This window comes from Streptococcus equinus ATCC 9812 (genome assembly GCF_000187265.1).
Lineage (GTDB): Bacteria > Bacillota > Bacilli > Lactobacillales > Streptococcaceae > Streptococcus > Streptococcus equinus.
Genome location: NZ_GL698429.1, coordinates 124,146 through 148,799, shown reverse-complemented (window position 1 = coordinate 148,799; position 24,654 = coordinate 124,146). Strand labels below are relative to the sequence as shown.

Annotated in this window: 23 protein-coding genes, 1 pseudogene and 2 riboswitches; of the genes and pseudogenes, 4 read left to right on the top strand and 20 right to left on the bottom strand. The window is 38.0% G+C overall.

The window, feature by feature from the left end; translation table 11 throughout:
• From HMPREF0819_RS00725 to acnA, 5 genes are all read right to left on the bottom strand, one after another.
• Positions 1 to 264 carry a phosphocarrier protein HPr gene (locus HMPREF0819_RS00725; RefSeq protein WP_004230961.1) on the bottom strand — a complete coding sequence of 88 codons (264 nt, stop codon included), beginning with the start codon at positions 262 to 264 and terminating at the stop codon, positions 1 to 3.
• A gap of 272 nt (positions 265 to 536) precedes the next feature.
• Complete coding sequence (locus HMPREF0819_RS00720; RefSeq protein ID WP_004230958.1) at positions 537 to 1,340, bottom strand: putative ABC transporter permease; 804 nt, start codon at positions 1,338 to 1,340, stop codon at positions 537 to 539.
• A gap of 79 nt (positions 1,341 to 1,419) precedes the next feature.
• Positions 1,420 to 2,595, bottom strand: coding sequence for an NADP-dependent isocitrate dehydrogenase (icd, locus tag HMPREF0819_RS00715; RefSeq protein ID WP_004230956.1), 1,176 nt, complete (start codon positions 2,593 to 2,595; stop codon positions 1,420 to 1,422).
• 23 nt (positions 2,596 to 2,618) lie between these two features.
• Positions 2,619 to 3,737 (bottom strand): citrate synthase, encoded by a 1,119-nt coding sequence (locus HMPREF0819_RS00710; protein WP_004230955.1) that lies wholly within the window; start codon positions 3,735 to 3,737, stop codon positions 2,619 to 2,621.
• Between the two features lie 3 nt (positions 3,738 to 3,740).
• Entirely contained in the window at positions 3,741 to 6,404 is a 2,664-nt protein-coding gene (gene acnA, locus HMPREF0819_RS00705) for an aconitate hydratase AcnA (RefSeq protein ID WP_004230952.1), read from the bottom strand.
• Between the two features lie 282 nt (positions 6,405 to 6,686).
• Here acnA and nrdH point away from each other — a divergent pair, with 282 nt between their 5' ends.
• The 4 genes from nrdH (at position 6,687) to thiT (ending at position 11,006) form a co-directional block, all read left to right on the top strand.
• Positions 6,687 to 6,914: a glutaredoxin-like protein NrdH gene (nrdH, locus tag HMPREF0819_RS00700; protein ID WP_044023243.1), complete on the top strand. Its 228-nt coding sequence runs from the start codon at positions 6,687 to 6,689 to the stop codon at positions 6,912 to 6,914.
• Between the two features lie 60 nt (positions 6,915 to 6,974).
• Positions 6,975 to 9,134, top strand: a complete 2,160-nt coding sequence (nrdE, locus tag HMPREF0819_RS00695) for a class 1b ribonucleoside-diphosphate reductase subunit alpha (protein WP_004230950.1) — start codon at positions 6,975 to 6,977, stop codon at positions 9,132 to 9,134.
• A gap of 99 nt (positions 9,135 to 9,233) precedes the next feature.
• Positions 9,234 to 10,196, top strand: coding sequence for a class 1b ribonucleoside-diphosphate reductase subunit beta (nrdF, locus tag HMPREF0819_RS00690; RefSeq protein ID WP_004230948.1), 963 nt, complete (start codon positions 9,234 to 9,236; stop codon positions 10,194 to 10,196).
• A 68-nt stretch (positions 10,197 to 10,264) separates the two neighbouring features.
• Positions 10,265 to 10,363: riboswitch (TPP riboswitch) on the top strand.
• A 76-nt stretch (positions 10,364 to 10,439) separates the two neighbouring features.
• Positions 10,440 to 11,006 (top strand): energy-coupled thiamine transporter ThiT, encoded by a 567-nt coding sequence (gene thiT / locus HMPREF0819_RS00685; RefSeq protein ID WP_004230946.1) that lies wholly within the window; start codon positions 10,440 to 10,442, stop codon positions 11,004 to 11,006.
• Positions 11,007 to 11,069: 63 nt separating this feature from the next.
• On the opposite strand, the gene ribH is transcribed toward thiT, so the two are convergent.
• From ribH to HMPREF0819_RS09155, 15 genes and pseudogenes are all read right to left on the bottom strand, one after another.
• Positions 11,070 to 11,531 carry a 6,7-dimethyl-8-ribityllumazine synthase gene (gene ribH, locus HMPREF0819_RS00680; RefSeq protein WP_004230944.1) on the bottom strand — a complete coding sequence of 154 codons (462 nt, stop codon included), beginning with the start codon at positions 11,529 to 11,531 and terminating at the stop codon, positions 11,070 to 11,072.
• 12 nt (positions 11,532 to 11,543) lie between these two features.
• Positions 11,544 to 12,722: a bifunctional 3,4-dihydroxy-2-butanone-4-phosphate synthase/GTP cyclohydrolase II gene (locus HMPREF0819_RS00675; RefSeq protein ID WP_004230942.1), complete on the bottom strand. Its 1,179-nt coding sequence runs from the start codon at positions 12,720 to 12,722 to the stop codon at positions 11,544 to 11,546.
• Positions 12,723 to 13,325: a riboflavin synthase gene (locus tag HMPREF0819_RS00670; protein WP_004230940.1), complete on the bottom strand. Its 603-nt coding sequence runs from the start codon at positions 13,323 to 13,325 to the stop codon at positions 12,723 to 12,725.
• Positions 13,325 to 14,380 (bottom strand): bifunctional diaminohydroxyphosphoribosylaminopyrimidine deaminase/5-amino-6-(5-phosphoribosylamino)uracil reductase RibD, encoded by a 1,056-nt coding sequence (gene ribD, locus HMPREF0819_RS00665; RefSeq protein ID WP_004230938.1) that lies wholly within the window; start codon positions 14,378 to 14,380, stop codon positions 13,325 to 13,327. Before ribD ends, HMPREF0819_RS00670 begins: the two co-directional genes overlap by 1 nt.
• Positions 14,381 to 14,594: 214 nt before the next feature.
• A riboswitch (FMN riboswitch) is annotated at positions 14,595 to 14,810 on the bottom strand.
• Positions 14,811 to 14,869: 59 nt separating this feature from the next.
• A complete protein-coding gene (locus HMPREF0819_RS00660) occupies positions 14,870 to 15,427 on the bottom strand; it encodes an NAD(P)H-dependent oxidoreductase (protein WP_044023242.1) in 558 nt (185 codons plus the stop codon).
• Positions 15,428 to 15,521: 94 nt separating this feature from the next.
• Positions 15,522 to 16,652 carry an acetylornithine transaminase gene (locus tag HMPREF0819_RS00655; RefSeq protein ID WP_004230932.1) on the bottom strand — a complete coding sequence of 377 codons (1,131 nt, stop codon included), beginning with the start codon at positions 16,650 to 16,652 and terminating at the stop codon, positions 15,522 to 15,524.
• A gap of 16 nt (positions 16,653 to 16,668) precedes the next feature.
• Entirely contained in the window at positions 16,669 to 17,403 is a 735-nt protein-coding gene (gene argB / locus HMPREF0819_RS00650) for an acetylglutamate kinase (protein WP_004230929.1), read from the bottom strand.
• Between the two features lie 12 nt (positions 17,404 to 17,415).
• Entirely contained in the window at positions 17,416 to 18,609 is a 1,194-nt protein-coding gene (gene argJ, locus HMPREF0819_RS00645) for a bifunctional ornithine acetyltransferase/N-acetylglutamate synthase (protein ID WP_004230927.1), read from the bottom strand.
• Positions 18,610 to 18,675: 66 nt separating this feature from the next.
• Entirely contained in the window at positions 18,676 to 19,698 is a 1,023-nt protein-coding gene (argC, locus tag HMPREF0819_RS00640; protein WP_004230921.1) for an N-acetyl-gamma-glutamyl-phosphate reductase, read from the bottom strand.
• A gap of 222 nt (positions 19,699 to 19,920) precedes the next feature.
• Positions 19,921 to 20,277, bottom strand: coding sequence for a hypothetical protein (locus HMPREF0819_RS09165; RefSeq protein WP_004230918.1), 357 nt, complete (start codon positions 20,275 to 20,277; stop codon positions 19,921 to 19,923).
• The gene (locus HMPREF0819_RS09160) at positions 20,258 to 20,422 is read right to left on the bottom strand and encodes a hypothetical protein (RefSeq protein WP_004230915.1); all 165 of its coding nucleotides are present in this window, start codon (positions 20,420 to 20,422) and stop codon (positions 20,258 to 20,260) included. The genes HMPREF0819_RS09165 and HMPREF0819_RS09160 overlap by 20 nt, the downstream gene beginning before the upstream one ends.
• A gap of 72 nt (positions 20,423 to 20,494) precedes the next feature.
• A pseudogene (locus HMPREF0819_RS00630) lies at positions 20,495 to 21,328 on the bottom strand (ABC transporter ATP-binding protein).
• Positions 21,329 to 21,500: 172 nt separating this feature from the next.
• The gene (locus HMPREF0819_RS00625; protein ID WP_004230912.1) at positions 21,501 to 22,673 is read right to left on the bottom strand and encodes a pyridoxal phosphate-dependent aminotransferase; all 1,173 of its coding nucleotides are present in this window, start codon (positions 22,671 to 22,673) and stop codon (positions 21,501 to 21,503) included.
• 12 nt (positions 22,674 to 22,685) lie between these two features.
• Positions 22,686 to 23,468 (bottom strand): carbon-nitrogen family hydrolase, encoded by a 783-nt coding sequence (locus tag HMPREF0819_RS00620; RefSeq protein WP_044023241.1) that lies wholly within the window; start codon positions 23,466 to 23,468, stop codon positions 22,686 to 22,688.
• Positions 23,469 to 24,240: 772 nt separating this feature from the next.
• Positions 24,241 to 24,606, bottom strand: a complete 366-nt coding sequence (locus tag HMPREF0819_RS09155; RefSeq protein WP_237393033.1) for a hypothetical protein — start codon at positions 24,604 to 24,606, stop codon at positions 24,241 to 24,243.
• Between the last annotated feature and the right edge of the window lie 48 nt (positions 24,607 to 24,654).

The window sequence follows — 24,654 nt, the reverse complement described above, 5'->3', positions numbered from 1 at the left end:
TTAAGCCAATCCTTCTTTTGTCATTGTTTCTTCGATTGCTGCAAGTGCGTCATCAGCGTCTGCACCTTCAGCTGAGATAGTAACGTCAGCACCTTGACCAACACCAAGGCTCATAACACCCATGATTGATTTAAGGTTTACTGCTTTACCTTTGTAGTCAAGAGTGATGTCTGAAGCAAATTTGCTAGCTGTTTGAACAAGCAAAGTAGCTGGACGTGCGTGAATACCTGTTTCTGCAATAATGTGAAAATCTTTTGAAGCCATATTATGGTTCTCCTTTTATTTCTGTTTTTTCGGATTATCTTATGATAACCCTTACAATCCATAATTATAGCATAAACACTTTTTTATTTCAATAGTTTCACACTCTGTATGTGCTTTTATTTTTGAAAAAACAAGGAAAATCAGCACTTTTAAGCTGGAAATTTTTTGTTTTTCTGGAAAATAAATTTGCAAACAGGTTTAAATAATTCAACATAACATTATTTTGTAAATAAAACAAGCCTGAAACAATTTGATTTCAGACTTTTGAATAATTAATGATTTTTCTTTTCTGCCTTTTTCTTTCTCAAAGCTTGTGTTTGTTTTCGAATTTCATTGAAGAATGGCGCTGTTGTCAAACTAAATTGACTATAGTTTCTAAGCATACGACGTTGGTTGAAACGAAAATGTTGAACACCCTTGATTTTTAAATTTTCATTTAAACGCAAACGAAGATTTTCCAAACGCTTAGCGAATACTTCTTTTTGTTTTGTCCAATCATTGAATTCTTCTCTGACAGACTTTAACATTTTTGCTTGCTCTGTTCGAACATAGTTTTCAAACGTTGCTGCTGCTTGTTGGAATTTTACGGTATCCATGACAGTCCAAATCAAGTCAGCTGTCATCACAATAACAATACCCAACGCCACCCAATCATTCAAGTGATTAATTAGCCACATCACTCCTGGTTGAATAAATTCAACGAGAACAACAATTCCAAATCCCCAAAAAAGTGATATCCGCGGGGCAATACGACCCTGAATATTACCAAACTCCTGACTGTAGTCCCATAATTTCATATGAAAGACCGTCTCTAGCAACCAGCCTGCAACGTATTCAAATGCTGTTGCTACAAGCAAACCACTCAAGAACAGCCATAAAATATTACTTTGAAACGGCGCTGTCGCTAGTAAAACCGTTGTCACTGCAAAGCCGTAGACGGGGCAATACGGTCCCACTAGAAAACCACGATAAGCAAACTTCTTATCCTTAATCGAACAATAAACCGTCTCCCAAAGCCAACCTACAAACGAATAAATAAAAAACAAAAAGACAATGTCTGCCAATGAATATGTCATAAAACTCCAACCTTCTAAAATTCAAACTATTCTCATTATATCAAAAAACCTAGAACATGACTTGTTCTAGGTTATTATTTTACAAATTTTCAATGAGTTTTGCTGCAAATTCACTTGTCGAGCAAGCTGCTTTTCCTTGCGCCAAATCAGCTGTAAATTGACCTTGAGCGAATGTTTTTTCAATTGCTGCTGTAATTAAGCTAGCCACTTCTGTCCAACCAATGTAATCAAATAACATGCAACCAGACAAAAGAACAGAACATGGATTTGCAATGTCTTTACCAGCGATGTCAGGAGCCGTTCCATGAGTCGCTTCAAAAATTGCATAACCAGTGACGTAGTTGATATTAGCACCTGGCGAGATACCGATACCTCCAACTTGAGCAGCAAGCGCATCACTGGCATAATCTCCATTTAAGTTTGTCAAAGCAACAACGTCAAATTTTTCAGGATTAAGAAGAATTTGTTGAAGGAAATTATCAGCAATAATATCGTTGATAATTAATTTTCCATTTGCCAACTCATCAGCATATTCACGTTCAGCAAGTTCATAACCCCATTTGCAGAAACCACCCTCAGTGAATTTTTGAATATTTCCTTTATGAACGATTGTCACATGAGTCAAACCGTTTGTTGAAGCATACTCGATAGCGGAACGGATAAGACGTTCGCTACCTTCTTTTGAAATGGGTTTAATACCAATACTACTTGTTTCAGGGAAACGAATCTTCTTGACAGACATTTCATTTTGCAAGAACTCAATGACTTTTTTCACTTCTGCTGTGCCGGCTTCCCATTCAATACCAGCGTAAATATCTTCAGTATTTTCACGGAAAATAGTAATACTTGTCTTTTCAGGTTCTTTAAGCGGACTTTCAATTCCTTTAAAATAGCGAACTGGACGAACGCATGCATATAAATCTAATTCTTGACGAAGGGTCACATTAAGTGAGCGAATCCCACCACCAACAGGCGTTTCAAGAGGTCCTTTGATAGCAATCAAATCTTCTTTAATAGTATCAAGTGTTTCTTTAGGCAACCACTCACCAGTTACTTCATGTGCTTTTTTACCAGCTAAAAGCTCATGCCACGCAACTTTTTTCTCACCTTGATAAGCTTTTTCAACCGCTGCATCAAAGACTGCACGCGCATTTTTCCAAATATCACGACCTACACCATCACCTTCGATGAAAGGGATAATCGGATGATTAGAAACAGCCAACTGACCATTTTCTAAAGTGATTTTATCTGCCATAATTCGTTTTCCTTTCCTATCTTTTAACGTTCGTCAAGCGGTACATACTTCAAACCAAGTTCACCTTTGTAACGTGAACGAGGTCGAATAAGTTTGTTGTGTTTTTGTTGTTCTTGGATGTGAGCAATCCAACCTGACACACGACTCATCGCAAAGATAAGTGTGAAGATTGAACTATCAATGCCAAGCACATGATAAACTGTTGCTGAATAAAAATCGACATTTGGAATAAGACCCTTGGTATGCTTCATGTAGTCTTCAATTTGGCGTGACAACTTATACCAAACTTCATTTTCTGTACCCTCTGTCAAAGCTTTTGCCATTTCACGAAGGTATTTTTCACGAGGGTCTTGTGTTTTATAAACACGGTGACCAAATCCCATGATTTTTTCATGTGAATCAAGTTTTTCCTTAAGATAAGCTTTGGTATCACCCATTTCACGAATTTCCTTGAGCATGTCAAAGACACGTTCATTAGCTCCACCATGAAGTGGTCCTTTTAGTGTACCAATCGCTGTCGTCACACAAGAATAAATATCAGCTAAAGTTGACGCACAAACGCGCGCTGCAAATGTTGAGGCGTTTAATTCATGGTCAGCATGTAAAACCAAAGCACGATTAAGGGCTTTAACTTGTAAATCGGTTGGTTCTTCTCCATTTAACATGTAAAGAAAATTAGCTGCAAAGCACAAATCTTTACGCGGTGCCACTGGTGTTTTGCCTTCACGTAAGCGTGCAAAAGTAGCGATAATTGTTGGCATCTTTGCCATCAATTGAATAGATTGTTCGTATGTTGCTTCTTCAGAGTTATCTTCGGCATTGATATTATAAACACCAAGGAGACTGACAGTTGAGCGAAGTACACTCATTGGATGCAAATGATTACGTGATTGAATCATAATACATTGCACGACAGCATCGCTGATTTCGTAATTATCGCGTAGCAATTTTACAAAATCACCAAGTTCTGTTTTATTTGGCAAATGCAAATTCCGAAGAAGGTAAATAACTTCTTCAAAGCTAGCATCGTTATCCATTAATTCTGAAATATTGTAACCTGCATAAGATAAATTATCATTAATAATTGAACTAATACGGGTATTGCAGGCAATTAAATCTTTTAATCCACTTGCTCCTGTCATATATTAAGCACCCCCTAATTTCTTTCTAACAACCATTGGTAGAATGCCACCGTTTTTGTAATAGCGGATGTCAGCATCAGCATCAAAACGTACCATGGCTTTAAAGCGTTTTTCACCTGACTCATCACGTGCAACGATATCAACAATATCGTGAATACCAGGATTTTCTGAAAGGTTAATATCATAAGTTTCGTAGCCAGTTAAGCCAAGACTTGCAGCGGTATCTCCTTCTAAGAATTGAAGTGGCAAAACGCCCATCATTACAAGGTTTGAGCGATGAATACGTTCAAAACTTTCAGCAAGCACAGCTTTGACACCAAGAAGGTTTGAACCTTTTGCTGCCCAGTCACGACTTGACCCCATACCATAATCTTTACCAGCAATCACTAATGTGCCAACATTATCTTCCTTATAATGCATAGCTGCATCGTAAATTGGCATAAGCTTGCCTTTATATTTTGTGTAACCACCAATTTTTCCATCAACCAATTGGTTTTGGATACGGATATTCGCAAATGTGCCTCGCATCATAACTTCGTGATTACCACGACGGCTACCATATGAGTTGAAATCAAGATAATCAACACCGTGTTCTGTCAAATAGTTAGCAGCAGGGCTATTTCTAGCAATGTTACCTGCTGGAGAAATGTGGTCTGTTGTCACACTATCACCAAATTTTGCTAAAGGTTTCAAATTTTTAAGCGGTTTGATAACCAAATCATCACCTAAATGGTCAAAATATGGCGGATTTTGAATGTAAGTTGACGCTTCATTCCAGTGATAAATCTGGCTTTCTTCAGTTGGAATTTGATTCCATTTTTCACTATCAGTAAAGACATGTTCATACTCATGTTCAAACAATTCACGAGTGACAAATTTATCAACGTATTTGGCAACTTCATCATTTGTTGGCATGATATCTTTAAGGTACACAGGCTCATTATTTTGGTCGAAACCAAGCGGCTCAGTTGTCAAATCAATATTCGTATTTCCAGCAAGCGCATAAGCCACAACTAACGGTGGACTAGCAAGGAAGTTTGCTTTGACGAGTGGATTAACACGACCTTCAAAGTTACGGTTACCTGACAAAACAGCTGATGCTAGCAAGTCAGTGTCAGTAATAGCTTTTGCAACTTCTGGACGAAGGCTACCTGAGTTACCGATGCATGTCGTACAACCATATCCAACGATGTTAAAGCCAAGCGTATCAAGATAATCTTGCAAACCAGAATTACGAAGATAGCCTGTTACTACTTTTGAACCTGGAGCAAGCGACGTTTTGACCGTTTGAGCTACGCGCAGCCCTTTTTCAACAGCTTTTTTAGCAAGTAGTCCAGCTGACATGAGCACGTAAGGATTTGAAGTATTCGTACATGATGTGATAGCTGCAATAGCAACATGTCCAGTCTTGATTTCAACATCTTTGTCTTCAAAATGAACGGTTGCTGTTTTGTTAATCTCATCAGCCCCCAAGCCAAATCCTTGAACACCGGCTTCACGTGTTAAACTTTCTTGGAAGGTTTGCTTAGCTTGTGTTAAATCAATCAAATCTTGCGGACGTTTTGGTCCAGAAATACTTGGCGAAATGGTAGATAAATCAATTTCAACCACTTTAGTGTATTCTGCTTGGTGCTCTGTATCGTAAAAAAGATTATTGCGTTTAGCATATTCTTTTGTTAGCGCAATATGATCTTCATCACGATTAGTCAAGCGCATGTAATTAAGCGTTTCGTCATCGATTGGGAAATATCCGCATGTTGCGCCGTATTCAGGTGCCATATTGGCAATAGTTGCTCGTTCAGCAAGACTAAGGTTTGAAAGACCGTCACCAAAGTACTCAACGAATTTGCCGACGACTTTTTCTTGACGAAGTACCTGTGTCACTTTAAGTGCCAAGTCAGTCGCCGTCGCAATCTTAGGTAATTTACCAGTCAAACGAACACCAATAACTTCTGGAATTGGGAAGAACGAAGCCTCACCAAGCATAGCAGCTTCTGCTTCGATTCCTCCGACACCCCAACCAAGAACACCAATACCATTAATCATTGTTGTGTGACTGTCTGTACCAAACATTGAATCAGGATAAAGAACACCGTCTTTTTCAATGACCACATCACTGAGATACTCGATATTAACTTGGTGAATAATACCTGTTGCTGGTGGGACCGCACGATAATTATCAAATGATTTTTCAGCCCATTTCAAGAATTCGTAGCGCTCATTATTACGTTTAAACTCCATGTTAATGTTGTCTTCTAGAGCTGTGTCACAGCCAAAGAAATCAACCTGAACACTATGGTCGATTACCAAATCAACTGGAATTTCAGGGTTAATCAATTCAGCATCGCCACCGTTTGCAACAATCGCATCACGCATCGATGCCAAATCAACGACAACTGGCACACCAGTAAAGTCTTGCAAAATAACACGACTTGGTTTGAATGGTACTTCGCCGTGGATTTTTTTAGGATTATAAGTTGCTAAATTTTCAATGTTACTTTTTGTAACATCTACGCCATCATACTTTCTGAGTAAACTTTCAATTAATATACGAATTGTATAAGGGATTCTTTTGATATTTCCTCCATAATGAGAAACAGCTTCTTCAAGATTAAAATAAGAATAGTCATTCTCTTTGAAAGAAAATTTTGATAAAAATTCTGTCATGTACGGACCCCCAATATAATTTTAGTGTTTTAATTATACAAAATTCAGAAAATTTTGTCAACATTAATTTACGCTTTCATGTCAGATTATATAACACGTCATGTGACGTCATTAATTGAGCTAGCGAAAAGTACATAAACACTATATTTTGTGCAGTTTTAAGTACTTAGGTACAATATGTTGTGGTTTTGTAAGCTATATCAGTTGCTTTTTTAGTATTTTTCGGTTATTCTAATTAGACATTGATTTAAAAAAATATAACGAATTATGGAGGAAATCCTCATGACTAATAAAATTACACTTTTTTCAAAAAATAATTGCATGCAATGTAAAATGACCAAAAAACTTTTAGACAAAGAAGGTGCCAATTACCAAGAAATTAATATCGATGAGCATCCTGATATGGTCGACTACGTTAAAAACCTCGGCTTTACTTCTGCTCCAGTTATTAAGGCTGGCGACATTTCTTTTTCAGGTTTTCAGCCAAGCAAACTAAAAGAGATTATCTAGATAAAAAATTCAAAATTAGAAAGGAATTACCACATCGATAATAAAGTGGTAACTAACTTTATGAGCCTCAATAATCTCGGCGACGTTTCATACTTTCGCCTAAATAACGAAATTAACCGTCCAATCAATGGTCAAATCCCTCTAAATAAAGACAAAGAAGCGCTTCAGGCTTTCTTTTTAGAAAATGTTATTCCAAATACGATGACCTTTAATTCCATCACCGATAAAATCAACTATCTGATTGAACATGATTACCTCGAAGAAGCTTTCATTCGTAGCTATTCCCCTGAATTTATCGAAAGCTTATCAAGAGACCTACACGCTCATCATTTTCGTTTCAAATCTTTCATGGCAGCCTACAAGTTTTACCAGCAATACGCCTTAAAGACTAACGACGGAAGCCAATATCTTGAAAGCATCGAGGACCGAATATTATTTAACGCCCTTTATTTTGCTGACGGCAATGAAGACTTGGCAAAAGATTTAGCTACTGAAATGATTAATCAGCGATATCAGCCTGCTACTCCTTCGTTTTTAAATGCTGGTCGCAGTCGACGTGGCGAATTTGTGTCATGTTTCTTGATTTCCATGACAGATGATATGAATTCAATCGGTCGTTCAATCAACTCAGCACTACAATTGTCTCGTATTGGTGGAGGAGTCGGCATTAATTTGTCAAATCTTCGCGAAGCTGGCGCTCCAATCAAAGGATACGAAGGCGCCGCGTCAGGTGTTGTTCCAGTTATGAAGTTATTTGAAGACAGCTTTTCATATTCAAATCAACTTGGACAACGTCAGGGAGCTGGTGCCGTTTATCTTGATGTCTTTCACCCAGATATCCTAGCTTTCTTATCAACTAAAAAAGAGAACGCCGATGAGAAAGTTCGCGTCAAAACACTTTCACTTGGTATTACCGTTCCTGATAAATTTTACGAATTGACTCGTAACAACGAAGACATGTATCTCTTTAGCCCATTTAGCGTTGAACGTGAGTACGGTGTTCCTTATAGCTATGTCGACATCACAGCTGAATACGACAACATGGTAGCCAATCCAAATATCGTTAAAACGAAGATTAAAGCGCGTGATTTGGAAACTGAGATTTCAAAATTACAACAAGAATCTGGTTATCCTTATGTGGTTAATATCGACACTGCAAATCGTACAAATCCTATCGATGGCAAAATCATCATGTCAAACCTTTGTTCAGAAGTATTACAAGTACAGACACCTAGCGTGATTAACGATGCTCAGGAATTCACCAAAATGGGAACAGATATCTCATGTAATCTTGGTTCAACAAACATTGTTAACATGATGACTTCACCTGATTTTGGTCGCTCTATCAAGGCTATGACACGCGCCTTGACATTCGTATCTGATACGTCTTCTATCGAATCCGTTCCAACAATCAAACACGGCAATGAACAAGCTCATACTTTTGGACTCGGTGCCATGGGGCTTCACACCTTCTTAGCCCAAAATCATATTCAATACGGCAGTCCTGAATCCATTGAATTTACCAATATTTATTTCATGTTATTGAATTACTGGACTTTGGTGGAGTCAAATAAAATCGCTCGTGAACGCAAACAAACTTTTGTTGGATTTGAAAAATCAAGCTACGCTGATGGCTCATATTTTGATAAATATATTACGGATGATTATGTTCCAAAATCAGACCGAGTCAAAGAATTATTTGCTAAGCATTTCATTCCAAGCGGAAAAGACTGGCTTGAGCTTCGTGATGCTGTTATGAGAGATGGGCTTTATCATCAAAACCGATTAGCTGTTGCTCCAAACGGGTCAATTTCTTACATCAATGATGTGTCTGCTTCGCTGCACCCAATTACGCAACGTATCGAAGAGCGTCAAGAAAAGAAAATCGGAAAAATTTACTACCCAGCAGCTGGGCTTTCAACTGAGACTATCCCGTATTACACTTCTGCCTATGACATGGATATGCGAAAAGTCATCGACGTCTACGCCGCTGCGACTGAACATGTTGACCAAGGCTTGTCACTCACATTGTTTTTGCGCAGCGATATTCCAGAGGGTCTCTACGAATGGAAAACGCAAAGCAAGCAAACCACACGAGATTTATCAATCCTTCGTCACTATGCGTTTAACAAAGGTATTAAATCAATCTACTATATTCGTACCTTTACAGATGACGGGGACGAAGTCGGCTCAAACCAATGCGAAAGCTGTGTAATCTAACTGAACACTTGTTATTGGTCCTAAAGGACCTAATAACAAGACGTTAAACGCTATGTTATTCATTTATTAACTTTACTTAAATCCATTAGGAGAAAATAGATGTCACAAATATATTATAAAGCCATCAATTGGAACGAGATTGAGGATGTCATCGATAAGTCAACTTGGGAAAAGTTGACTGAACAATTTTGGCTTGATACTCGTATTCCACTGTCTAACGACCTCGATGACTGGCGTAAGCTCTCTGACCAAGAAAAAGACTTGGTTGGCAAAGTCTTCGGAGGTTTGACGCTGCTTGATACCATGCAATCAGAATCCGGCGTTGAAGCTATTCGCGCTGACGTCCGTACACCGCATGAGGAAGCTGTTCTCAACAATATCCAATTCATGGAATCTGTCCACGCCAAATCTTATTCTTCAATTTTTTCAACGCTTAACACCAAATCAGAAATTGAAGCCATTTTCGAATGGACAAACAAGAATGAATTTTTACAGAAAAAAGCAAAAATCATCAACGATATTTATGAAAACGGCGATGCCCTGCAAAAGAAAATTGCCTCAACTTTTCTAGAAACCTTTCTCTTCTATTCAGGCTTTTTTACCCCGCTTTATTACCTTGGCAATAACAAACTAGCTAACGTCGCTGAAATCATTAAACTGATTATCCGTGATGAATCTGTCCACGGAACTTACATTGGCTATAAATTCCAGCTGGGCTTTAATGAATTGTCAGAAGACAAGCAAGATGAGCTGCGTGATTGGATGTACGATTTACTTTACCAGCTTTATGAAAATGAAGAAAATTATACCAAATCACTTTACGATGAAGTTGGCTGGACTGAAGAAGTCATGACCTTCTTACGCTACAATGCCAACAAAGCTCTTATGAATTTGGGACAAGACCCTCTTTTCCCAGACACCGCTAATGATGTTAATCCAATTGTCATGAATGGTATTTCAACTGGAACTTCCAACCACGACTTCTTTAGTCAGGTCGGGAATGGTTATCTTCTTGGTTCGGTTGAAGCCATGAAAGACGATGACTACAACTACGGGCTTTAATTTTCTTGAAAGCGATTAAAAAGTTCTTGACAAGTCATTTTTAAAAGTGCTAGACTATAGGTAATTAAAATTTCACAAAGGAGTGCTTCTGGCTGAGATCGCATGACGCGAAATCCTGATAACCTGATCTCGTTAGTACGAGCGTAGGGATTGTGACATGACTTTTTTAAAACGATGATTTGAAATCGCCTTGTACAATTATCAGATAAAAAGAAAGCTCCTTTGTATTAGAAGGAGCTTTTTATGTCGTCGAAAAATTCTCAACTGTCTGCTTTGATTGAGACCGCCCTTGTTGCTGCGCTAGCCATGGCTTTATCTTATATTCCAGATTTTGCTAGCTGGTTCACGCCTTCATTTGGAGCTATTCCTCTAGTACTCTTTGCACTTCGCCGTGGTCCAAAATATGGTACTTTAGCAGGACTTATCTGGGGATTACTTCATTTCATTTTAGGTAAAGTTTGGTATTTGGCTTTATCGCAAGTTATCATCGAATACATCATCGCTTTTGTCTCAATGGGGTTAGCAGGACTTTTGTCAGTACCGTTTCAAAATGCTCTTTCAAAAGACAATAAAGGACGCGCTATATTTTACGCAACAGGTGGTGCTCTATTAGCTGTCTTTGTCCGCTACTTTTGGCACTTTGTAGCTGGTTTTATCTTCTGGGGAAGCTACGCTCCAAAAGGTATGTCGCCTTACTTGTATTCATTTATGGTAAATGGCACAGCTGGTCTTCTAACTTTGGTTTTCGTCATTTTAGCACTAGCCATTATCATTCCGACACAAGGAAAAATGTTTTTAGTTAAGAGATAATCTCTTCTTTTTGTTTAATACTAAAAAGCTAGGACAACTTCCTAGCTTTTTCTCGTTTTCAACTTAAAGTTGTCTTGCTAAGTCAATCATTTCAAGCACACCTTGCGCACATTCGCTGCCTTTATTTCCAGCTTTTGAGCCTGAACGTTCGATAGCTTGCTCAATATCTTCAGTCGTAATCACGCCAAACATGACTGGAATGTTACTAGTAAGATTAATCTGACCAACACCCTTAGCCACTTCGTTACAGACAAGGTCATAATGACTCGTTGACCCACGGATGACACTACCAAGTGTAATGACACCATCATATTTTCCACTCGCCACAATTTTTTTCGTCATAAATGGAATTTCAAAAGCACCTGGAACCCAGTATACATCGATATCATCTTCTGCCACTTCATTACGAATCAAGCTGTCCATTGCTCCACCCAATAATTTTGAGGTGATAAATTCGTTAAAACGTGCAACGACGATAGCAATTTTGACATTTTTTCCAATAAATTTTCCTTCAAATGTTGTCATGATGGTCACTCCTTAAACAATGTGTAATAAATGATGAAATTTTTCTTGTTTGGTTTGTAGGTAAGCTTGATTTTCTTGGTGAGCTGGCACCTGCAAGGGCAAGTGTTCAACAATCTCAATGCCAGCAGCCGTAAGTTGTTCCAGCTTATCAGGATTATTTGTCAAAAGCTTGACTTGCTTGATTTTCAAAAATGATAAAATATCTGCAGCAATCTGATAATCACGCGCATCAGGCGCAAAGCCCAACTTGACATTAGCATCGTAAGTATCAAAGCCTTTTTCTTGCAGCTGATAAGCTTTGAGCTTGTTTTTTAGTCCAATGCCACGTCCTTCTTGGCGAAGATACAAAATTGCTCCACGACCAATTTCATTGATTTTCTTTATGGCAGCGTGTAGCTGTTCCCCACAATCACAACGATAAGACCCAAAAATATCCCCTGTCAAACATTCTGAATGCAGACGAAGCAAAAGCGGTTCATCAGATGTCAACTCACCTTTTGACAACAGGATATGTTCACGATGAAACTCATCTTCAAATAAACGAAGGCCAAAATCACCATAACTCGATGGCAATTTCACCTTGGGACTATCTTGAAAACTGACGTAACGTGCGATATCACCAACTTCAATCATGGTCAAATCCCATTTTTGAGCAAATTCCCTTAGATCACTTTTTCGTGCCATTGTGCCGTCATCTTTTAAAATCTCACAAATATAAGTTGCTTCTCGACTCCCCGCCAAGCGTGCCAATTCAAGACTTGCTTCTGTATGTCCACGACGTTTAAGAACGCCACCATTTCGTCCAACCAAAGGAAACATATGACCTGGATAATGAAAATCACTTGCTTTACTACTTTGTGAGGCTAATTCTTGAATGGTTTTTGCACGGTCAAATGCTGAAATACCTGTTGAAGTCGTCTTGTGGTCTACACTAATAGTAAATGCTGTGCCATGTGCATCTGTATTTTCTTCTGACATAGGAACAAGTTCCAAACACTCAGCGATACTTTTAGATACGGGCGCACAAATCAAACCACGCGCGTATTTAGTCATGAAATTCACATTTTCAGGACTCGCTAACTCCGCAAGACCAACCAAATCTCCTTCTGCCTCACGGTCATCATCGTCGACAACTACGATTAATTTTCCTGCTTTCAAATCAGAAATTGCTTTTTCAACATCCTTAAACATCTAGTCTCCTTTCATCATTCTTAGCTGTTTTTGCATGTATTTTGCTAAAATATCCGTCTCAATATTTACTTTGTCACCTGTTTTGAGCCTTGCCAGGTTAGTCTCTTTTGCCGTATGTGGAATCAACGACACGCTAAATTGCCCCTTCTCAGCGGATACCACCGTCAGACTAACACCGTTGACCGCGATTGAACCTTGCCCAACAATCTGCCCTTCAAGTCCTTTTGGAAAAGCAAAGCTAAGTACAAGTGCAGTTTCATCACTTTCTTTTTTATCAAGCCTTGCCACACTATCCACGTGCCCTGTCACAAGGTGCCCTTCAAATCGAGCATTGGCTGACATAGCTAACTCAAGATTTACCAAATCACCGACGCGACTCTCTGAAAAAATCGTTCTCCTAAAGGTTTCTGGCATGACATCCACTGTAAATGCATCCTCTGCTTTAGCCACGCAAGTCAAGCAGACACCATTGATTGCCATACTATCGCCAATTTTATAATCAGCTAACAACTTTCGTGAAGCCTTGCAAGTTAATTTGATATTGTGCTGGTGTTTAACAATCCGGCTAATACGACCTTGTTCTTGAATTAATCCAGTAAACATCACATCCTCCTTCTAGCCGAAAGCCTAATATTATTTCCAATTTTTTGACAGGAAAAATCGTCTAATTCTAAGGCGTGACTAACCAAACGAAAACTTGACATGGCTGCTTTGGCATTACCGCCAATAAGCTTAGGAGTCACATAAGAAATGATTTCATCAAAAAGCCCACTTTCCAGAAAAGCATCATGAACACTAGCTCCGCCCTCAACATAAACTGACTGAAGCTTCTTTTCATAAAGCACCTGCAAAATATTTTCAATTGAAAACTCTGGTAAATCAATTACTGTGACATGCTTTGGTAAATCCGAAACCTTCCGACTACTAAAAATATAAACTGGAGCCGAATTATCTTCAAAAATCTGTAAATCTAACTGGTCAAAAACACGCCCCTTTTCATCCAAAATCACACGCACTGGCGGACAAAAGCTTGTCTCACTCCCCAGCAAACGTGGATTGTCAATCAAGACCGTATCAGCACCAACCAATATCGCATGAAAATCATCACGTTCATCGTGAACAAAACGACTTGTCTCATCATCAGTCAAAGCTGTTCGTTTGCCAAGCACTGCAATCTTTCCATCCAGACTAACTGCTTGTTTCAAAACAACATAAGGACGCTTGCGCTCATAGTAAACATTGTAGTGCTTGTTGAGTGCGCGTGCCTCTTCTTCCAAAACATGAGTGACTACTTCTATTCCTTGCTCTTTTAAGAAAGCCACACCTTTTCCTGCTACTAAAGGATTGGGGTCAAACTGGCCAGCAACTACCTTTTTGATACCTACCTCAACAATCGCTTGGGTACAGGGTGGCTGTTTTCCCCCATGATGACAAGGTTCCAAGGTCACATAAAGAGTTGAATTAAATAGTTCTTCCGGAGTTTGACAATGTAAAATCGCGTTCTTTTCAGCATGCTCATGACCATACTGCAGGTGTGCACCACGAGCAATCACATGATTATCTTTGACAATCACCGCACCAACTAAAGGATTGGTGTAAGTTTGCCTAAAGCCACGCTTAGCTTCTTCTATCGCTTGCAACATATAGTTTTTATCCATATCTTCCTCCTTTCAAATAAAAAAATCCCGACAAAAATTATCCGACTAGCTTGCACTAATCAGTCATTTTCATCGGGTTGCACTGTAGTTGTCTGAATTTTCTGACATCAAAAATATACCAAAAATAAAAATCCCCGTAGCATTACACTACGAGGCGATTAAAGACAACTAAAAAAGTAATTCAAAAAGCGAGAGTATGCTTTTTGACACTCTATCAATTCTTCTCCCATCCAGACTATACTGTCGGCTCTGGAATCACACCAGATCAGCTTACGCTCACGGACTTAGCTCTCTCATTTCAAATAAAGTTGATTAGTAATTGCTTCTCCTCACAGACATAGCGAAACATCAGCGAGAAATAAAAGCAAGTAACAATCAACAAGACAACAACACCGTCGGTCGGGAATTTCACCCTGCCCCGAAGAAAACTATTCAATTCTTCTTAAGATTATCACGAATTGAAAGAGCTGTCAATTTTTTTATTATTTCCTACAAACTTTCAATCATTTCAACCAATTTCTTGGCATGGACTTGTGATTTTGCAATCATTTCTTGGGCTTTTTCAGCGTCGTTTCGAAGTGAATAAGAAACGCCGTGTGTCACAACATGGCCTACAAAATTCAGCTGAGTCAATTTAGCTGTCAAACGAATCGGTGCCAAAAGCTCGTCAATCGTTGTGCCTGTTTCTGCGCTATAAGCTGCTTCTCCTGCGCCAGTCGTCAAAGAAGCAATCAAAACTTTATTTTTCAAGGCATTACCATTTGAACCGTGTGAAAAACCATGCACAAAAACTTTTTCAATCCATTTATTCATCAAAGATGGTGTCATATACCAGTAAAGTGGATACTGAAAAACAATAACATCAGCTCGACGTAATTTTTCCTGCTCAGCTGCCACATTAATCTGATAATCAGGATACAAATTACTCAAAATATCCAATTCAACTTCAGGATAAAGCTTTTTAATTTCTTTTAAAATCGTTTTATTTGCAAGTGAATCATTTTTCAAATCAGGATGCCCTGAAACAACAAGAACTTTTTTAGCCAATTTTGTCACTCCTCCTATTTTTAGAAAATTCTATACAATTAAAAGCGATTTGTCAACTTGAAAAAGAACCTCTCGCTAGAGAAGTCCTTTTATCTTACGCCAAAACGTCTTTCAAAATAGCAACACCTTGATCAATTTGCTCTTTTGTCAAAGTCAATGGTGGTAAGAGACGAATAACATTTGTTCCTGCAGTTAAGACAACAAGACCTTTGTCACATGCCTTTTCAACCAAGTCAACAAGATTTTCAGTTGTTTCAATACCAATCATGTAACCAAGCCCACGAACCTCAGTTACTTTAGAATTACCTGCTAGAGCTTTCTTCAACTCAGCTTGCAAATAATTACCATTGTCAAGAGCTTGGGGCAAGAAACCGTCAGTAAGCATAATATCTAGTACGCTTGAGGCTGCTGACATGACAAGTTTATTGCCACCAAAGGTTGACCCATGACTGCCGTAAGAAAAAGCTGAACCAAGTTTTTCTTTTGCAATCATTGCACCAACTGGCACGCCATTTCCAAGACCTTTTGCCAAAGTAAAAATGTCTGGCTCAATGCCATAATGTTCAAATGAAAAGAGTTTCCCAGTACGTCCCATACCTGTTTGGACTTCATCGGCAATAAGTAAAATCCCTGTATTTTGACAAAATTCGCTCAAGGCTGTTACAAAAGTTTTATCTGCTGGGCGAACTCCTGACTCCCCTTGGACCAATTCTAACATGACCGCTGCAGTATCCTCAGTCACCAAGGCTTTGACACTATCCAAATCATTATATGTCGCATAGCTAAAATGTGGGACAACATCACCAAAACCAGCTTTAATTTTGTCCTGACCAGTCGCAGACATTGACCCAAAGGTACGACCGTGAAAAGAATTCACAAAAGTGATAATTTCTTGCTTGCCAGTCGCCTTACGAGCAATCTTAATCGCAGCTTCATTAGCTTCCGCACCGCTATTTGCAAAGAAAGCAAGATAATCTTTATCCCCGATTAATTTACCTGCTACTTCTTCTTGCAAGGAATTGTGGTACAAATTTGGCATGTGCCAAATCTCCTCAGCCTGCTTAAGCAAAGCTGCTTTGACTTGTGGGTGAAAACCAAGATTAGTCACACCAATACCAGATGAAAAATCAAGGTATTTTTTGCCGTCCTGGTCAAAAAGATAATTACCTTCCGCTTTAACAAATTCGATAGCTGCGCGTTTATAATTTTGAAATAGTTTTGTCATTCGTCGCTCCTTTACGTTAGCAGATGATTGAAGTTCCTGTTACAAGATTGTCGCCAATCAATACTTCACCCACACCTGCTAAAACGGTGTTCACTGCTGATTCGATTTTTGGAATCATGCCGCCAGTGATAATTCCTTGGTCAATTTTCTCTTGAAATTCTGTCGATGTTAAACTATCAAGCACAGCTCCATTTTCCAAAACGCCTTTAACATCAGTCATTAGGACTAGCTTTTCAGCTCCTAAAGCGACAGCGACCGCTGTTGCCAAATAATCTGCGTTGATGTTTAAAAGCTCGCCATCTTTAGAATAGCCAAGCGATGCAAGAACTGGCAACATGTTATTATCAAGCATTTGCTCCAAAACTGGTGTTTGAATCTGCGCCACATCACCAACGTAACCGTAAGTTCCTTTATCAAGAAATTCTGCTTTGACCACCCTTTTTAAACCTGACAGAAGCTGGATACTATCGACTGACGACTGATTTAACTTTTTAGTTAGATTGTGACCGACCATGTTTAAAAGAGCGTAGCTGACTAATCGCATGTCAGATTTATTTGTCACACGAAGACCATTGATTTTTTTAACAGGAACATGATTGTCTTCCATTAGTTTATTAATAGCAAAGCCACCGCCGTGCACAATCACAAGTTTTTTTCCAGATTCTTTCCAAGTTTTGACCTGATTAATAAACTGTTGTGTGAGGTTTTGACTAGCAACACCTCCGATTTTAATCACAATTGTATCTTTCATTATCTCATCCCTTTACGTACGATAAAGAGCATTGATTTTGACATAATCATATGACAAATCGCAGCCCCATGCTTTTCCTTGCGCTTCCCCCGCGTGCAAATCAACTGTAATGGTAATCTCATCTTCATGCATGACGTCTTGCATTTCTTCTGCTTCAAAATCAACTGGACTTGATTTCAACATCACTGGAACATCTCCAAGGAAAATATCAATATTATCAACTGGTACATCGACACCTGCATAGCCTACAGCTGCTAAAATGCGTCCCCAGTTAGGGTCTTCACCAAAAATCGCTGTCTTAACAAGACTTGACCCAACAACACTTTTTGCCATCATGCGCGCATCAAGTGCATTTGGAGCATTTTTGACATTGACTTCAATGAGTTTGCTTGCACCTTCACCGTCTTTTGCAATCATTTTAGCTAATTCTTGCATGACATAGTTAAGCATGCTTGAGAATTTATCAAATTCAGGTGTGTTTGGCAAAATTTCTTCATTCAAAGTGCAACCATTTGACATGACAAGAACCATATCATTCGTTGAAGTATCACCATCAACCGTGATTTGATTAAAAGTCGTTTCAACGTTCTGACTTAACGCAAGTTGTAAGGTTTCACTTGAAATATTAGCATCACAAGTGATAAAAGCTAGCATTGTCGCCATATTTGGGTGAATCATGCCTGACCCCTTAGCAACACCTGCCATGGTTACCTCGTCACGACCAAATTTTTCTGTCACTGCAACAGTTTTAACCATGGTATCAGTTGTCAAAATTGCTTTTGAAAAATCATCTGAATTGCCATTAACCACAAGTTTAGAAAGACCTGTTTTTAAAGTATTCATTGGCAATAAATCACCAATGACACCAGTTGAGGCAACACCGACCAAATCAGGTTCGACGCCAAGCTTTTCAGCTGTCCATTTTTGCATAGTGTAAGCATCTTCCATCCCTTGCACACCTGTGCAAGAATTAGCAACACCTGAGTTAACAACAATAGCTTTCATTTTCTTAGCTTTTTTAACAGACTGGCGTGTCACAATCAATGGCGCTGCGATAACTTTATTTGTCGTATAAACTCCCGCTACGCTAGCTGGAACTTCTGAAACAATCCAACCAAAATCCAATTTTCTTTTCTTAAACCCTGCGTGCAAGCCATCCGCTGAAAATCCAAGCGGGCTTGCAACATTACCTTCAATAACTTTCATTTTCTATACCTGAAACACTTAAAGCAAACTCATTCTCTCAAAAATACTTTAAGCATCCTTCCCTTTCTATAAATAATTCGGTGAAATCAATAATCCTTCTGTCTCATCCCAGCCGTTCATCAGATTGAGATTTTGGACGGCTTGACCAGCAGCACCTTTAATCAAATTATCAATAACCGAGACAATCGTTAAAACATTTGTCACCTTGTTGTATAGAAAACCGATATCTGTAAAATTTGACCCAATCACATTGTGCAACTCTGGCAAATCATCCTGCACACGAACAAACGGTGTGTCCTTGTAAGAATCTTCATAAATGGCAAAGAGATTTGCTGCTGTTAGGGGCTTTTTCAATTTCACATAAACCGTTGACATGATGCCACGGTTAACTGGCAAAAGTGATGTTGAAAATTGAATATGATGAATCTGGTCATTGAAAAGTTTCAACTCTTGTACAATTTCTGGAATATGCTGGTGACGATTCAATTTGTAAGTCACGTAATTATCATGCACGTTAACGAAATGACTTGATTCAGAAAGAGCTTTACCAGCACCTGTCAAACCACTTTTAGCATCAACAATAATAGAATCCTCTTCAACAACATCAGCCTTTAGTAAAGGAATCAAAGCTAACTCTGTCACTGTCGCGTAGCAACCTGGGTTAGAAATGAATTTCTTGTCCTTAACATCCGTAAATTCAGCCAAAGAATATGTAAATTTATTCAAAATCTTATCACTAGCTGGTGTTTTTTTATACCATTTTTCATAAAGATAGGCTGGTAAGCGATGGTCACCTGATAAGTCAATCACAGGAAAATCAGCTTCAACAAATGGCTCTGCTAATTTGCTAGCTACACCACTTGGTGTCGCAAAGAAGACCAAGTCTGATTTTGCCATGATTTTCTCTGCGTCAAACTCTTCGATAACTAAATCACAAACACCAACTAAGTAAGGGTATAGCTCTGACAATCGTCGACCGATTTCCTTAGTGGCGTGAATCGAAGCAATCATAACTTTTTTATGATTATTCAATAATTTAACTAATTCTAGTCCACTGTATCCAGTGATACCAACAATCGACACTCTCATAATATACACCTCTTGAATAAATATGTATTCAATTTTATAGTATATTTATTCATAAGTCAAGCATTTTTGCATAAATTATTAAAAAAGTACGAATTTTCATTCGTACTTTCATTTATATAATTGAGGTTAATCAATTTTTCGATTTTTCTTATAAGCAAAATATAAAGCAATTGAAGTCATGACAATCCAACTAAGTAACACAAAAATAGTTTTATCTGTTAATTAATAATCAGATAATTCTTTGAAATATTTGGCATTTGCTCCAATAAAAGAGTATTCCATAACTGTATCAGCTGATTTAACAAATTCAGAAGAGACGGGTAAAATACTTTCAACAAGCACTAAAATTAAACTGCAAACAGTCGTTTGGGTTTGATTCTTAGCCAAAAATGCAAATAAAAGATTTAACAAAATAAAGACAAGACTCGTCAAACTGACAACAACTAAAAATTTTCCCCACTCCATGTCTTCAATTTGCATCATAATTGGAATTAAAATACTTGCAACTAAAGAAAAGATAGTTGGAAAAATAATAACCGTCGTGATATATTCTCCTTGTTTAACTCCCGATAAAATCAAACTTTTTAAATTTTTCTTTTCCTTTTTCTTCTGAAATCATGGTAGAAACAAAGGAACCTGCCGTAAAACTATAAACCAGATTAAGTCCCATTCCAACAAGGAATTTATTAATTTCAGAATTACCAAAAGTAGCAAATATGCCCATGTAAATAACTGGCGAAATAATTTATTACTCCATATAAACTGCCAACGCAACCAAAGTAAGCTCATAAACCTATTATTCCCAATGCCATTTTTCTCCTGTCAATTTAATAAAAATAGTTTCCAAGTCAGGTTCTGCTGTGTGCATACTGACAACATTGGAATTTAGGTAGCTAGCTACCTCATCTCTTGGAACAACTTTTTCTTCACCGTTTTAATAAAGAAGATGAACATTGTCATCAACACGATATTTACTGATAATCTCTTCTGGACTACCATATTCCAAAATCTTCCCCTTATTCAATAGCGAAATCTTATCACATAATTTAGCTGCTTCTTGCATGTTATGAGTCGTCAAGAAAATTGAAATGCCTTTAGACTTTAATTCCAACAATAACTGGTGTACTTTTTGAGATAAGGTTGGATCCATACCAGATGTTGGCTCATCTAAAAAGACAATCTCAGGTTCATGCAAAATCGCACGAATAAGCAGAAGACGTTGACGCATACCTGTCGAGATTTTTTTAGCTTTTTTATTGCGGTCTTCGTATAAATCAAGACGTTTTAATAACTCATCAACTTTAGCCATTGGGAGACCATGGAAACGAGCAAAAAATTCTAAATTTTTGTAGACAGTCATGTTTTCATAAAATCCAACCGTATCACTCATGATTCCCATTTTCAAATAATCATCAGGCGTAATTTGCTCTGGATTTTTGCCAAGAATCTCAACTACACCGCTATCTTCTTTTAGTTGATTTGTCAAGATATTAATCGTCGTTGTTTTTCCTGCCCCAGAGGGACCCAGAAAACCAAAAATCTCCCCCTCAGCTACACTAAATGATACATCATCTAATGCCACCATACTCTTAAATTTTTTTGATAAATTTTGGACATCTATCCTAAGCATAAAGGTCTCCCAACTTTTTAAATATTATTTCCATTCTAGCACAAATTTAGAATAATAAACGCAAATGTCGTAAACTGTCTTTTTTTCGTCGTAAACAGTAACTTTAGTGTTTAAAATTTAAAAAATCTCCAAAATAAAAAACTTGGGTTGCACTTACCCAAGTTTTTATTTTTTAAAACACCCCTAATTTTCCTATTCTCTCGACCGCCTCAATCAAACGCTCTGGTTCGACCAAGAGTCCAATTCTGACGTAGCTGTCACCTTGTTTACCAAATCCTTTTCCCGGTGCAACTGCGACGTGAGCTTCGTTTAAGAGTAAATCAGCGAAGCTTTCACTGTTATAACCTTCTGGCACCGGCATCCAAGCATAAAACGCTCCTTTTGACTCAAAGGCGTGCCAGCCGATTTTAGCAGCAGCTTTAACAAAAGCGTGGCGTCGCTCGTCATATTTGTGATTTAGCTCTGCGATTGCCGCTTTAGCGCGCTCATCTAAAAGAGCTACTGCACCAGTGTCTTGGATAGCTGGAAAAATGCTGACAAAAAGGTGGTCTTGTAATAAGTTAAGCGCCTCAATCAACTCCGCATTTCCCGCCGCAAAAGCCAAACGCCAACCTGCCATGTTAAAGGTTTTGGAAAATGTATAGAGTTCAATGCCAACTTCTTTTGCACCTGGCGTTGATAGAAAACTTGGATTTTTAAAACCATCCGCTCCCAAGGCACCATAGGCAAAGTCACTGACCACACCAACGTCGAATTTTTTCGCCCAAGCAACCAATTTTTCATAAAATGCTGCCGTTGCCACAGCTCCGGTAGGATTGTTAGGGTAATTGATATAGATAAATTTTGCGCGCTTCGCCACCTCTTCAGGAATCGCTGACAAATCAGGCAAAAAATCATTTTCTGCTTTTAAAGGAAAAGTTTCAAACTCAATTTTTCCAAGAGAAACGCTTGATAAATAATCTGGATAACCAGGGTCAGGCAGCAAAAGCAAATCACCAGGATTCATGGTGGCTACTGGAAATTCTACCAGACCAATCTTTGCACCACCAAGGATACAAATCTCTTTCTCGCTATCAAGGTCTACTTGATAATTGTCCTTATAAAATTGACTTGCTGCCTCTTTAAAATTAGCATTTCCACGAAATTGCGAGTATTTATGCGAAGCAGGATTTTGAGCAGATTCAATCAAGGCATCAACGATATAATCGTAGGTCGGCTGATCAGGATTTCCCTGCCCAAGATTTATCACATCATAACCTTGTGACACTTTAGCATTGACCTTAGCAACAAGATTTGCAAAAAATTGTTTTGGCAATGTTTGTAAAATATCTGATTGTGAAAACATCCTAACTCCCCCTTAATGATACAACTCTGGTTTTCGGTCAGCAAAAACAGGAAAATGCCCACGAACTTTTTCAACCTCTGATAAGTTAATATTTACCGAAAAAACACCTTCTTGATTATCTAGCGCTTGCAAAATAACATTTCCTAGCGGGTCAATAACCAATGAATGCCCAGAAAAATCATCCAACACTCCTTGACCAACACGGTTGACAGCCACTACAAAAGCTTGATTTTCAACTGCACGCGCACGCAGCAAAATCTCCCACTGTGGCACACGTTTTTTTGGCCACTCAGCTACGACAAATAAAACCTTAGCGCCAGTCGCCATTAAGGTTCTCACCCATTCTGGAAATCGGATATCATAGCAAATGACACTAGCTGCCTTGACACCATCAAGCTCAAAAGTACTTTCACGATGCCCAGCCTGCAAAAAACGATCTTCTCCCATCAAGCCAAAAAGATGAACTTTATCATAATCAGCAATCACCTGACCAGCTCGGTTAAAAACATAAGTAGTATTAAAAAATTGATTTTTCTTTGCTGTCGCGACCGAACCAGCTACCAGATTAACCTGATTTTCTTTGGCAAACTTTCCTAACAAATCTTTCGTTTGCTGACCATCCTTATCAGAAAGCTCAGACATTTGCTCCAAAGCATAGCCAGTATTCCACATCTCAGGCAATACAATTACATCAGGTTTATCAAGCATCGCTTTTTCTAACAAAGCAAGAACTTTCCTTGCATTTTTATCTGGCTCCGCTTCGCGAATTGACATCTGAATAAGTGACATTTTCATCATTTTCTCCATTCTATCTCTAAACTGTTAAAATTTTCTGAAATCTTATTCTCTATTATAGCAGCCTGAACTTTCCCCGTAAAATAGTTATTTTAAATAAAGTCAATAGTTAAAAACTATAACAAAAAGCTCTCCATTTGGTGAGCTTTGCATACTCTATACTAAAAATTGTTTTTCGGCTTGAACTAAAAGTGACGTTTTATCGCCATATGATGATAAAACATTTTGAAAAACAGAGCTACTTGCTACCACATCCTGTCCATTTTTCAAATAAAGTCAGGATAAATACTCTAAACGTTTTTGACTAATTTTATCAAATTTCTTCAAATTAAATTTAGCAAATAAGTCGCTAGACATCCTCTTATACAATACTACTTCTAAAGTAATTAATAGACTATAGTAGTAATTTTTATTAAAACTATCAGTTGGTATCATCCTAGTTAATTTTTGATAACTATTTCTAACTTTTCGTATTTCTCCTTCAATAACACAGGCATAAATCAAATATAGGAAACAAGTATTTATCATATAGCTAGGAACTACTTGACATTCTATAGTATCACAAATTCATGAAACATCATCAAAAGTCATTTCATTATAATCTTGTAACAATTGATTGGATATCTTTTACCAAAAAAGAAATAATTCATCTTTCACTAACAATTTATATATTTTAAAACCATCACTGCATAAGCCAAAAAAATTCACTGGAATTACTGTTGCTACAAACAACAATAAACTAGAATAACCAAATATTGTGAGAAAATCAATCTTAAAAAAGCAAGGCAAATGAACCAAATAAGCTGATTAAAGGACCTCCAACCAGCAAGCTTAGCACTGCCTTGCCTGGATAATTTGCTATCTTATAACGATAAATACCACCATAGTACATCCAATCATTATTAAACTGAATATGAAAACCATTTTCAAAATTAAACTTGGTAAAACCAACAATAAGGTACAATGGTTTTATACCGTTAACATAACCAGCTAAAAAATGACCAAACTCGTGAGTGCCAACTGCCAGCATAATACCGAGATAACCTAGTACAAACGTCTCTCGTGCTGCTGGAAATATTATCAGCAACAAAAATAAACCCAAAATTGTTCCACAAGCCGGTGAAAATAGTTTTTTCATTCCTAAATCTCCATTTCCCAAATTCCTGAAAATATACTATTATTCTAC